This is a genomic window from Marinobacter daqiaonensis, from assembly GCF_900115285.1.
Lineage (GTDB): Bacteria > Pseudomonadota > Gammaproteobacteria > Pseudomonadales > Oleiphilaceae > Marinobacter > Marinobacter daqiaonensis.
Map to the genome: position 1 here is coordinate 170,129 of NZ_FOYW01000003.1, position 12,115 is coordinate 182,243.

Sequence of the window (12,115 nt, forward strand, 5' to 3'; positions counted from 1 at the left end):
GGCGGGCCTTCAGGCCCGCTTCGCGGGAGCATCCGCCAGCGCCGCTTCGGCATGCTGGTGCAGTATTTCCATTTCGTCCGCCAGGCGGGGATCCTTCGCCAGCTCCTTCTGTTCTTCCAGTATGTCCTGCAGTATTTCCTTCGTGGTCAGCGGGTTGGCCAGCACCACCCGGAACACGATGCAGGGAAACTTGCTGTAACGTGCGGGCTCGAGGCGGGTCCGAGACACAAATGCCTTGCCCCGCTCTCGCTGGGCCTTCTGGATGAACTTGGTTGTGCGGTTCAGGCTCATGTTGATGCGCTCCGCCTGCAGCGGGTCAGCAGCGGCGAGTGCCTGCTGGACCCGTTCCGGGCAGTAGCGGTAGGTAAGGATATTCAGCTCGGGTTCGGTGACCAGTTCGAAGTCCGGGTCGTCGCTGATCATCGCAGCGAAGGTCTTCGCCTTCTCGATGCCCTGGTTGATCAGGATCTCGTAGCCCTCCCGGGCCAGAATCTTGAGGCCCGAGTGAATCAGCATCGCCATGCCCGGCCGGGAGCCCTCCAGGGTGGTGCTGCCCAGGTCCCTGGAGCCCTTGCGGATGATGTACTGGGCGTGGTGCTCCACGGCGCTGGCCATGGTGGGGTCTCGAAAGACCACCAGTCCCACGCCCATGGGTACATAAAGTTGCTTGTGGGCATCGAAGGTGACCGAGTCGGCTTTCTCTATGCCGCGCATGAGATGGCCGTACTGGCGCGAAAACAGCGTCGGGCCGCCCCAGGCGGCATCCACGTGAAAGTGGGCGCCAAATTCCCGGGCGACATCGGCCATGGCATCCAGGGGGTCCACATTTCCGGTTTCTGTGGTGCCGGCGATGCCGCAGATGGCCATGATCTTGACCTTCTGGCGCTGAAGCTCCAGGCATTTGTCCCGGAGGGCGTCGATCTGGATACGGTTCTCGTCATCGGTGTCGATGGGGATGAGGGAATCGCGGCCCAGACCCAGCACATCCGCCGCCTTGCGCAGGGAGTAGTGCCCCCGCCGGGACACCAGGATTGCGGCCCCGTCGTGGCCATAGTACTTCAGTGCCCGGAACAGGCCCTCCTGATGCAGGCCCCGGAAGCTGCCTTCCGCCGGGAAGGCCCGATTTCGGGCAACCCAGAGAGCGGTGAGGTTCGCCACCGTGCCACCGGAACACATGGCCCCAAGGGCGTGGCGGGGGTCGTGCATCCACTTGCGATAGTAGGCGCCATCCTGCTGGTAAACCAGACGATGAATCATTCCCAGTACCTGCCGTTCCATGGGCGTGAACGCCTTGGAGGTCTCTGTCTTTACCAGGTTCTGGTTGAGGGCGATCATGATCTTCGACAGCGGCAGCATGAAGTAGGGCAGTGCCGAGGTCATATGGCCAATAAAGCTGGGGGAGGCGGTATGAACCGAATTGGCCACCAGTTTGTCCAGCAGGAACTGGGCCTGCTCGGACACGAAGATGGGCTTTTCGGGAACGGCGGAGTCGGAGAAGTTCTTCTCCACGTCGCTCAGGTCGCGCTCGATCGCAACAATATGTTCCTGCAGGAAACCGGCAAGGTTACCCGAGATATTCTGGTCAATCCGGCTCAGGGTGGATTCCGGGGCCTCGGGTACGGTGAATACCCGGTACATGGCCTCTATGGACGCCTGGGCTGACTTTTTCTTACCGGTCATACGCGCCACGCACTCTGTGGTATCTCCGGGGCGTTCCTGTTACCCGGCGACTTCAGCGGAACTTTAACCAGGGGGTTGTGTCCTCAACCTCCTGTCGGGGTCCGGGGCTGGTTCCCAGAGGGTTCCGGCTACCGGACGGGTCGGTTGCGGTCCTGTCGGGCTGGACGCCAGACCGTGGTCAGGGCCGCGTAGTATACGGCGTCATGGTGTGGGATGCCAACTGTCCGCCGGCGCGCCCGGGCACGGCTCAAAGCAGTTCCCGGTGGACATCCAGCACGGGGGCATCGATGCGCTGTTCGATGGCCTTTTCCACCTGGTCCAGCCTGGCTGTCAGTTGCTGGGAGGTACCACCGATGGCGACAACGCTCCACACGGCACTGTCCAGCGCCTCGAAATCACCGGTCTCCGCTACGGCGAGGTCCGGTTCCCTGCCCCAGATGGCTTTCATGGGGGTGAAGGCTTTCCGCTTTGCCTTGAGATCCGCCACTCCGTACAGCTGGAAGTGCAGGGTGACGATGCCGATCTGGGGGGTCAGGCTGACGGGGGCGGCTTCCCGCTCCGCCAGCAGTTTTCGGAACAGGTCAGACATGAGGGGTCGCTCGCTGGATGATGCCGGAGGCGTCAATGCCGTGGGGCAGGGCGCCGATATTGTGGCTGCCCTGGCTGGCCAGCCTGGAGGCGCAGAACGCATTGGCCACCGCGGAAGGCGCGTGACGGATCAGCAGGGATGCCTGCAGCGAGGTGGCCAGGCGGTCCACCAGGTCACGGGCCTGGAAAGCGGCGGTCTGCTGATCCTTCACTGCGGTGGCGAAATCCTGCTTCAGCCGGTCGGTGAATCCATCGAAGTGGCGGTCCTGCCCCCGGCCCAGGCTGACTTCGCTGAAGAAGGCTTCCAGGGAATCCGGCGATTTCTGCAGCGCCCTCAGGGTGTCCAGGCATTGCACGTTCCCGGAACCTTCCCAGATGGCATTGACCGGGGCCTCCCGGTACAGCCTTGGCATGATGCAGTCCTCCATTACCCCGCTGCCGCCGATGCACTCCATGGCTTCATAGGCGTGATTCGCCGTGCGCTTGCAGATCCAGTATTTGCCTACGGGTGTGGCCAGCCGCAGGAACAGCTGCTCCTGCTCGTCGTCCCGTGCATCCAGGGCCCTGGCTATCCTCAAGGTATAGGCCATGGCCGCCTCGCTTTCCAGCGCCAGGTCCGCGAGCACATTCTGCATCAGGGGCTGATCGCTCAGGCGGGCACCGAAGGCGCTGCGATGATGGCAGTGATGCAGCGCCTGGGCGGCGGCCTGGCGCATACCGGCGGAGCTGCCGATCATGCAGTCAAAACGGGTCATGGCCACCATTTCGATGATGGTGGGAACGCCGCGGCCCTCCTCGCCAACCATCCAGCCCAGCGCACCGCGCAGCTCCGCTTCGCTGGAAGCGTTGGCGACGTTGCCCATCTTGTTCTTGAGGCGCTGGATCTGCCAGGGATTCTTGCTGCCGTCGGGGCGCCAGCGGGGCATCAGGAAACAGGAAAGGCCGCCGGGTGCCTGGGCCAGCACCAAGAAGGCATCGCACATCGGGGCGGAGACGAACCACTTGTGGCCGACCAGCTCATAGGCCTGGCCAGGTCCTCCGGGGCCGGTGGGGACGGCCCGGGTGGTGTTCGCCCGCACATCGCTGCCTCCCTGCTTCTCGGTCATTGCCATGCCGATGGTGACGGAGGACTTCTCGCTGTCCGGCACGTTACGGGGGTCGTACTCCCGGTTGAGGATCTTCGATGCCCAGCGTTCGGCAAGGTCGGGCTGCTTCATGATCGATGGCATGGCAGCGAATGTCATGGTGATGGGGCATCCGTGAGAGGCCTCGACCTGGGTGTGCAGGTAGTATTTTGCCGCCCTGGCAACGTGGGCCCCGGGCCCCGGTTTCTCCCAGGGACTGCTGTGGAGGCCGTGGTCGTGGGCAAGCTTCATGAGCTCATGGTAGGCGGGGTGAAAGCGCACCTCATCAATGCGGTGGCCGAAGCGGTCATGAGTGTGGAAGGTGGGCTTGTTGTCATTGGCCTGGAAGCCCAGTTCGATGGTTTCCCGGCGACCGGCCAGTTCACCGAAGGCCTCCAGCTCCTGGCGGGCCCACCCTGCCCCTTCCCGCTCCACGGCCTCCTGCAGGGCGGTATCCTCAGTGAACAGGTTGTAGTTCTCCAGGGCGGGCGGCTGGTTGACTACCTCATGGGTCTGGGCCAGCCAGGGGTCAGGCTGAAAACCCGTCGCGTCGGGGGTGGGGTGCTTGGCATTCATGTCGGGCCTCACAAGTCCAGGGTGTTGTATTTATTATAAAAGTCCAGGGGAATTTGATTGGGTCGCCAATCGTTACAAAAATTTACAAAAAAGACGTTGTCGCCTGATAGCGCTGTCATCAATTCCCGATTATAAAGACGCCAAGGCGCCCATGCACGTCCCTTTCTCCGCCTCGGACGGGGCGGGCGCCGATCAGGAAGCGGCATTCGGAACTTGCTCAAGTCTCCTCAGTGCGCGTTTCATCGAACAGGATTTTCGCTGATGGAGCATAGCCATGAGTGAATTCGACGAAAGCAACCTGGAAAGCTCCGGCAGCTGGAGTGAGATGGATGACACTCATTCCATCGCCGGTCGCGCCCGGATCCGTGCCCAGCTTGAGGCAGACATCCAGGCTTTCCTGAGCCAGGGTGGCCAGATCGAAGAGCTGGATACGAACCTGCGTCAGGACGCCCCCCGCAAGGTGGATATCGGCTTCAACAACCGCAGCCTCTGAGCGGTGTCCCCCGCGGCAGCCAGCCCCCCTGGCTGCCGCTTTCTGCTACGCTTTCCCTTATTCCGGTTGCCATACCGGCGTCAGGTCATGCCCCGGTAACATTCCAGGGTGTATAGTATCCTGTTGAACCCATCCACCCGGAGGCATTACCCGTGTTTTCACCCCAGAACCGTCGTTATCCCGGCACCCGGCTCCGCAGGAACCGCGCAGATGCTTTCTCCCGCCGTCTTGTGCGCGAAAGTCAGCTGACCGCGGACAACCTGATTTACCCGGTATTTGTTCTGGAGGGCGAGGGCCAGCGTGAAGCCGTGCCCTCCATGCCGGGTGTTGATCGCCTGAGTATCGACCTCCTGCTGGATCAGGCGGGGGAAATGGTGGATCTGGGTATCCCGGCCATCGCCCTGTTTCCGGTGGTGCCGCCGGAAAAAAAGGACCTGGAAGGCTCCGGCGCCTGGGACCCTGAAGGACTCGCCCAGCGGGCGACCCGCGCCCTGAAGGACCGTTACCCGGAGCTGGGGGTGATTACCGATGTGGCGCTGGATCCGTTCACCACCCATGGCCAGGACGGGATCATCAATGACACCGGTTACGTGCTGAACGACCGGACCGTGGAAGCGCTGGTGAAACAGGCGCTGTCCCACGCCGCTGCCGGAGCGGACATGGTGGCGCCTTCGGACATGATGGACGGGCGCATCGGTGAGATCCGCCAGGCCCTGGAGGAAGCGGGCCACGTCAACACCCGAATCCTGGCCTATTCCGCCAAGTACGCGTCGTCCTACTACGGCCCGTTCCGCGACGCCGTCGGGTCCGCCGGGAACCTGGGCAGGGGCAGCAAGGAAACCTACCAGATGGATCCCGCCAACAGCGACGAGGCACTCCACGAGGTGGCGATGGACCTGGCGGAAGGCGCCGACATGGTGATGATCAAGCCGGGCATGCCCTATCTGGACATTGTTCGCCGGGTCAAGCATGAGCTTCAGGTGCCTACCTTTGTCTACCAGGTCAGCGGAGAGTACGCGATGCACATGGCTGCTGCCCAGAATGGCTGGCTGGACGGCGACAAAGTCATGATGGAGAGCCTGGTGGCCATGCGTCGGGCCGGAGCGGATGGCATCCTGACCTATTTTGCCGTGCGTGCGGCGCGCCTGCTGAAGGGAGGCTGACCATGACGATGGAACCCGTGGCAAAGACCGGGGAAGTTGCAGCCATACCCGAGCCGGTGGATGTGCCGGAGCAGGTAGTGGACCTTTCCGCCCGGGAAAACTACTTCAACCGTGAGCTGAGTCATCTTCAGTTCAATTACCGGGTGCTGCAGCAGGCCCTGGACGAGACTCATCCGCTTCTGAACCGGTTGATTTTCTGCTGCATCTTCAGCAGCAACATGGACGAGTTCTTCGAGATCCGGGTGGCCGGCCTGCGCCAGCAGATGAAATACGGCCGGGAGATGGTGGGACCGGATGGCATGCTGCCGGAACAGGTGCTGGCGGAAATCAGCAGGGTGGCCCATGAGTATATCCGGGAGCAGTACGACATCCTCAACAAGGTGCTGATACCGGAGATGGAAAAGCAGGACATCCACTTCGTGCGACGCCGGGACTGGACCCCGGCCCAGGCCGAATGGGTGCGCCAGTATTTCGAGGACGAGATCCTGCCGGTGGTTAACCCCATCGGTCTGGATCCGTCCCATCCCTTTCCCCGCCTGGTGAACAAGAGCCTCAACTTCATTGTCGAGCTGGACGGCAAGGACGCTTTCGGTCGCGAGACCGGTATGGCGATCGTGCCGGCGCCCCGTTCCCTGCCGCGGCTGGTACGACTGCCCGATGATGTCTGCGACGGTGGTGAGAACCTGGTGTTTCTGTCCTCCATGATTCATGCCCATGCGGACGAGTTGTTTCCGGGGATGGAGATCATGGGCTGCTATCAGTTCCGCCTCACCCGGAACGCGGACCTTGAACTCGAGGACGACCTGGAGGACCTGGCGTCGGCCCTGCGGGGTGAATTGCTGAGTCGCCGGTTTGGTGACGGTGTCCGGCTGGAGGTGGCGGATAACTGCCCGGACGAGCTGGTACAGTTCCTGCTCCGCCAGTTCGGCCTTACCGAGCGGGATCTCTACCAGGTCCATGGCCCGGTCAACCTGACCCGGTTGATGGCGGTCAGTGGGCTGGTGAACCGTCCCGATCTGACCTATCCGGGTTTTTCGCCATCCCTGCCCAGGCAGATCCGCAACAAGGAACTGATTTTCGATGCCATCCGCAAGCAGCCGATCCTGCTGCTGCACCCCTACGAGAGCTTCACGCCGGTGGTGGACTTCCTCCGCCAGGCCGCCAAGGATCCCCATGTGCTGGCCATTCGCCAGACCCTGTATCGTACCGGCGCCGATTCGGAGATTGTCGAAGCGCTGATGGACGCGGCCCGGCGTGGCAAGGAGGTCACCGCCGTGATAGAGCTTCGGGCCCGTTTCGATGAGGCGGAGAATCTGGAGCTGGCCAGCCGCCTGCAGGAGTCCGGTGTTGTGGTGGTCTACGGTGTGGTTGGCTACAAGACCCACGCCAAGATGATACTGATCGTGCGGCGCGAGGAGGGCCGGCTCAAGCGGTATGTGCACATGGGCACGGGTAACTACCATGCGGGCAACGCCCGACTTTATACTGACTACAGTTTCCTGTCCGCGGACGACGCCCTTGGCGATGACGTCAACAAGCTGTTCCAGCAGCTGACCGGCATGGGTAAGGCGCTGAAGATCAAGAAGCTGTTCCATGCGCCCTTCACTCTCCACAAACGCCTGATCGAGATGATTGACCGGGAGGCCGGCCTGGGTGAGAGCGGACGCATCATCTTCAAATTCAATGCCCTGACGGATCCGGATGTCATGCTCGCCCTGTACCGGGCCTCCCAGGCGGGTGTTGCCATTGACCTGATTATCCGGGGTATCTGCTGCCTGCGGCCCGGGGTCCCGGGGCTGTCGGAGAATATTCGTGTCCGCTCCATTGTCGGCCGGTTTCTCGAGCATGCCCGGGTCTATTATTTTGGCAACAACGACCGGCCCGAAGTCTACTGCTCCAGCGCCGATGCCATGGTCCGCAACCTGGTTAACCGGGTGGAAGTGGCCTTCCCGGTGGAGGACCGGGATCTGGTCACCCGCCTCAAGGAGGACCTGGATGCCGGTTTACGTGACAACTGTCAAAGCTGGGTCTTGCAGGCGGACGGAAGTTACCTGCAGAATCAGCCCTCCCCGGGGGAAGAGCGTTTCGCGGCTCAGCTGACACTACTGGACCGGCTGACCGGTAAGTGACGACGTTCGCTCCCGGTTCGTTGCCCGTTCAGGCCGGATGGGCTTGTCAGTAACAGGGAGAGTTCAGGCATCCCAACCTCCCTGAAGTGGAGCAGACACATGAAAAAAGCATGGATCATTGCCGGCGGTGTCGTCGTGGCGCTGGGTGTTGCCACGCCGTGGGCCGTTGGAAAGCTGACGGAACAGCACTGGCTGACCGCCACCGATGCTTTCAACGATTCCCAGCCATTCCTGATACTGGACACCAGCGCCTATCAGCGGGGCTACCTTGGGTCGGACATGACCGGGCAGCTTACCTTTGTCGATCCGGAGACCGGGGAGCGGGAGACCCTTGGCTGGCAGGGTGATGTGAGCCATGGCGTGACCGGCAGTACCATCGATTTCGGATTCGATGCCCAGGACAGCGAGATATTCAATGCCCTGTTTCCGGAAAAGAAGCCGTCCCTGACGCTTACCTCCCACGCCTGGGGCTCTTCCCGCATCGAGCTGACTGTCCCCCAGATCAGCTACCTGGATGAGCAGACTGGCGAGTCCCTGAACGTCTCCGAGAGTTTCAGCGCCGCCACCATCGATGACAACGGGGAGTCCTTCGACGTTACCATGCGCTGGCCGGGCCTGGTGCTGCGCAGCCCGGAGTACCGGATGTCACTGGAAAATTTCAACCTCGACCAGAGCATGAGCCTGTTGGCCGGCAATATCTGGACGGGTGAGGCCAGGGCCTCACTGGACAAGGTGTCACTGGCGATGGAGGCTGAGCCGGAGGTGATTCTGGAGGGGATCGAGATGGTCAGCAGATCCAGTGCCGGTGAAGACAACGATACCGTTGGCGTGGTGACCGAGCTCACCCTCGAACACTATCGTCAGGACGCAGGGGAATACGGGCCCCATCGCATCGAGTTCCAGTTACAGGACCTGAACGTCGCAGCCTGGAATCGGGTGCTGACAGCGATTGAGGAAATGCAGAATGCAGGTCTCGACAACCAGGCGGCCCCGCAGGCGGCCTTTGAACGCCAGATGGCCGCCACCCTGGCAATTGGTGAAAGCCTGCAGGCGCTGGCGGCAGAGGGCTTCATGGCGGGTTTCACCGAGGTGGACATTGCCACTCCGGAAGGGTCCATCACAGGACGGGCGGTGATCAGCCACCCGCCCGTGGCCGCTGACGATCAGGCTGAGATGGCCATGGTAATGGCGGGCCTGGAAGGCGAGGTCCGGTTGCGGATACCCAGGGCGCTGGCGGAGAACAACCCGGAGATAGCCGAAGAGCTGGCGCCAATGATCATGCAGGGTGCGCTGGTGGAGGAGGGCGATCATTACGTCATGAAAGCCACCCTCAAGGACATGGAAATCGACCTCAACGGTCAGGTCATGCCGATACCCGCCATGATGTAGGGCACCGTTCGGCCACAAAAAGAACCGGAACCCACCTCGACCCCCTATTTCGTGAACTTGGCTTTCAGGGCGTCGCAAACCACCGGCGGCACGAACTCGGACACATCGCCGCCGAGGGACGCGATTTCCCGGATCAGGGATGAGGAAATGTAGGAAAGATGGTTGGATGGCGTCAGGAAAACGCTTTCCACCTCGGGGGCCAGGTGGCGGTTCATGTCCGCCAGCTGGAACTCGTATTCAAAGTCCGAAACTGCCCGGAGGCCCCGGAGCAGGACTGTCGCGTTCTGGTCACGGACGAAATCCGCCAGCAGATTGTTGAAGCCGATGACCCGGATGTTGTCCAGGTGGCTGGTGGATTTCTCCGCCAGCGCCACCCGTTCCTCCAGCGTGAACAGGGGGTTTTTCTTGGAACTGTAGGCGACCGCGATCACCACTTCGTCAAACAGGCGCCGGGCCCGTTCCACCAGGTCGATATGGCCGTTGGTGATGGGGTCAAAGGTTCCGGGGTAGATTACCGTTGTCATGCATTGGCTCCTTCTGGTCTGGAAGGCGACAGGATACCAGCATCAGCGCAGAATCTGACCCCCTGTCGCCGTTTCAGCGGATGAAGAACCGATAGACCAGTTTGTGCAGTGGGCCACCGTGAGGGGGGTAAACCATCTTGCCGCTGTTGAGCTTCTGCTTGCTGAAGACCGCCCGGGGATGGGAGAACGTGAGGAAACCTTCCTTGCCGTGATAGTGGCCCATACCGGAGTCACCGATGCCACCGAAAGGCAGATCATCCTGGGCCACATGCATCAGCGAGTCGTTGATGCACACGCCACCGGAGTGAGTGCCCTCGAGCATGCGCTTCTGCTCGCTCCGGTCATAGCCGAAATAATACAACGCCAGGGGACGGGGCCTCTGATTGATGAACTGAAGAGCATCGTCCAGCCCGCGGCTGGGAACCACCGGCAGGATAGGCCCGAAAATCTCCTCCTGCATAAGTTTCATGTCATCCGTGGGGTTGAGCACCAGGGTGACGGGCATCTTGCGGCAGCCATCCTCGAGGGACTCGTTCGCCGGGTTTACCTCCACCAGCTGCGCACCCTTGCTGCGGGCATCCTTGAGGTAATCCTGGAGCCGCCCGTACTGGCGTTCATTGATGATGCTGGTGTAGTCCGGGTTGTCCCTCAACGTCGGGTACATCTTCCTGAAGGCATCCTGGAAAGCATCGACGAAGGCATTCACACGGTCTGAAGGGCACAGCACGTAATCAGGCGCGACGCAGGTCTGGCCGGCGTTCAGGGCCTTGCCAAAGGCGATCCGTTCGGCGGCGTCCTCCATCGGCACGTCGTTGGCGATAATGGCCGGCGACTTGCCGCCCAGCTCCAGGGTGACCGGCGTCAGGTTCTCCGAGGCCGCTTTCATCACCAGCTTGCCCACAGCGGTGGAGCCAGTGAACAGGAGGTGATCGAAGGGCCTTGACGAGAAGTCAGCGGCGACGTCCGCCTCCCCGTTGATCACCGCCACAAGGTCTCGGGGAAAGGTGCTTTCGATCAGATTGCCCAGCAGGGCCGACGTGTGGGGGGTGAATTCCGACATCTTGATCATTGCCCGGTTGCCGGCCGCCAGGGCGGCAACCAGCGGACCCACAGCCAGGTACATGGGGTAGTTCCAGGGCACGATAATGCCGACGACCCCCTTGGGCTGATAGTGCACCCGGTTGCTGGCGGGCTGGAACAGCACGGACACATGGCGCCGGTCCGGCTGCATCCAGGACTTGAGGTTCGACATGGCGTAATTGATGCCCTGGATGGAAGGGATCATCTCGGCGATCAGGGTCTCGTCCCGGGAGCGACCGTTGAAATCCCGGTCAATGGCCTCGCAGAACTGTTCCTGCTGGGCGATCAGGGCCTTTTTCAGGCGCTCCAGGTTCTCCAGGCGCTCGTTCAGGTCCGGCAGGGGATTGTTGTGGAAAGCCTGCTTCTGCTCGGCAAGAACCCGGCCAGTGAGCTGGATCTGTTTCTTGCTCTCATTCAGTTGGACAACAGTGGCGCTCATGGTCGGCTCCTATGGTCAGACGCTGACTAGAGTTTATACTCTAAAAGGCCGGTGGAGAAATCCCCGGTCAAAAATAACCCAATCCCCTCAGCGCCGCCGGACAAACCGGGTCAGCTGCAGCTACTATCAGGTCGGTTCATGTCCGTAACGCCCTACCATCGCCCCCGAAATACCCGCCTCCGTATCCTTGAGGCCGGGCTCGAACTCTTCAATCAGCGGGGCGAGCGCAATGTGACCACCAACCATATAGCATCCGCCCTGGGCATGTCGCCAGGCAACCTCTATTACCACTTCGGCAACAAGTCAGAGATTGTCTACGAGTTGTTTCTCGCCTACGAGTCCCTTGTGGACAGTTACCTGGTGGTGAAGCCCGGCAGAGCTCTGGGCACCCGTGACCTGGTGTTTTACCTGGAGTCGGTGGTAGAGGGCCTCTGGAAGTATCGCTTCCTGCACCGGGATCTGGAGTTCCTGCTTGAGAGTGACCCCCGCCTGCGGCGGGAGTACAGGGCCTTCACCGGGCGATGTCTTGTGGCCATCGAACGGGTGTTGGCGGGGCTTGAGCTTGGCGCGGTTCTTCAGCCCCTGAGCCGGGAGCTGCGCCAGGCCCTGGCACTGAATATCTGGCTGGTGATTACAAACTGGATGGCGTTCCTGAAAACCGCCCACGAGGAACGGGAGCCCGCGAACGCGGAGGTGCGGCAGGGGATCTACCAGGTCCTGACCCTGCATGTTCCCTACCTGGCGGAATCCCATCGTGATGAGGTGCTGGCCCTCCGTGAAAGCTATCGTCCCGACCTGCTCCCCCCCCTGGGCGACGCAATTCAGTAATGAAGCTGCATTGCGGAAGGAACTTTCTGATCATTTGTTGATCATAATCATTGTCGGCATCTACGGACATGCCGGCGAGACTCAGGTCTCAGTACGTCGCAA

10 protein-coding genes are annotated in these 12,115 nt (G+C 61.6%); 5 read left to right on the plus strand and 5 right to left on the minus strand.

Features of this window, described 5'->3' with window-relative positions:
• Nucleotides 1–9 precede the first annotated feature (9 nt).
• From panP to BM346_RS15905, 3 genes are all read right to left on the minus strand, one after another.
• Nucleotides 10–1,680, minus strand: a complete 1,671-nt coding sequence (panP, locus tag BM346_RS15895) for a pyridoxal-dependent aspartate 1-decarboxylase PanP (RefSeq protein WP_092015482.1) — start codon at nucleotides 1,678–1,680, stop codon at nucleotides 10–12.
• A 247-nt stretch (nucleotides 1,681–1,927) separates the two neighbouring features.
• On the minus strand, nucleotides 1,928–2,269 hold the full coding sequence (locus BM346_RS15900; protein WP_092015485.1) for a DUF503 domain-containing protein: 342 nt from the start codon (nucleotides 2,267–2,269) through the stop codon (nucleotides 1,928–1,930).
• Nucleotides 2,262–3,968, minus strand: coding sequence for an isovaleryl-CoA dehydrogenase (locus BM346_RS15905; RefSeq protein WP_092015488.1), 1,707 nt, complete (start codon nucleotides 3,966–3,968; stop codon nucleotides 2,262–2,264). The genes BM346_RS15900 and BM346_RS15905 overlap by 8 nt, the downstream gene beginning before the upstream one ends.
• Nucleotides 3,969–4,242: 274 nt before the next feature.
• On the opposite strand from BM346_RS15905, the gene BM346_RS15910 reads away from it, so the two are divergent.
• The 4 genes from BM346_RS15910 (at nucleotide 4,243) to BM346_RS15925 (ending at nucleotide 9,142) form a co-directional block, all read left to right on the plus strand.
• Nucleotides 4,243–4,461, plus strand: coding sequence for a hypothetical protein (locus BM346_RS15910; RefSeq protein WP_092015490.1), 219 nt, complete (start codon nucleotides 4,243–4,245; stop codon nucleotides 4,459–4,461).
• Nucleotides 4,462–4,613: 152 nt separating this feature from the next.
• The gene (gene hemB / locus BM346_RS15915) at nucleotides 4,614–5,624 is read left to right on the plus strand and encodes a porphobilinogen synthase (RefSeq protein ID WP_167812586.1); all 1,011 of its coding nucleotides are present in this window, start codon (nucleotides 4,614–4,616) and stop codon (nucleotides 5,622–5,624) included.
• A 2-nt stretch (nucleotides 5,625–5,626) separates the two neighbouring features.
• Complete coding sequence (gene ppk1, locus BM346_RS15920) at nucleotides 5,627–7,753, plus strand: polyphosphate kinase 1 (RefSeq protein WP_092015495.1); 2,127 nt, start codon at nucleotides 5,627–5,629, stop codon at nucleotides 7,751–7,753.
• A gap of 99 nt (nucleotides 7,754–7,852) precedes the next feature.
• Complete coding sequence (locus tag BM346_RS15925) at nucleotides 7,853–9,142, plus strand: DUF945 family protein (protein WP_092015498.1); 1,290 nt, start codon at nucleotides 7,853–7,855, stop codon at nucleotides 9,140–9,142.
• A 44-nt stretch (nucleotides 9,143–9,186) separates the two neighbouring features.
• On the opposite strand, the gene coaD is transcribed toward BM346_RS15925, so the two are convergent.
• Nucleotides 9,187–9,666 carry a pantetheine-phosphate adenylyltransferase gene (gene coaD, locus BM346_RS15930; protein ID WP_092015501.1) on the minus strand — a complete coding sequence of 160 codons (480 nt, stop codon included), beginning with the start codon at nucleotides 9,664–9,666 and terminating at the stop codon, nucleotides 9,187–9,189.
• A 73-nt stretch (nucleotides 9,667–9,739) separates the two neighbouring features.
• Entirely contained in the window at nucleotides 9,740–11,185 is a 1,446-nt protein-coding gene (locus BM346_RS15935) for a coniferyl aldehyde dehydrogenase (protein ID WP_092015504.1), read from the minus strand.
• 138 nt (nucleotides 11,186–11,323) lie between these two features.
• Here BM346_RS15935 and BM346_RS15940 point away from each other — a divergent pair, with 138 nt between their 5' ends.
• The gene (locus BM346_RS15940) at nucleotides 11,324–12,013 is read left to right on the plus strand and encodes a TetR/AcrR family transcriptional regulator (RefSeq protein ID WP_092015507.1); all 690 of its coding nucleotides are present in this window, start codon (nucleotides 11,324–11,326) and stop codon (nucleotides 12,011–12,013) included.
• Nucleotides 12,014–12,115 lie beyond the last annotated feature (102 nt).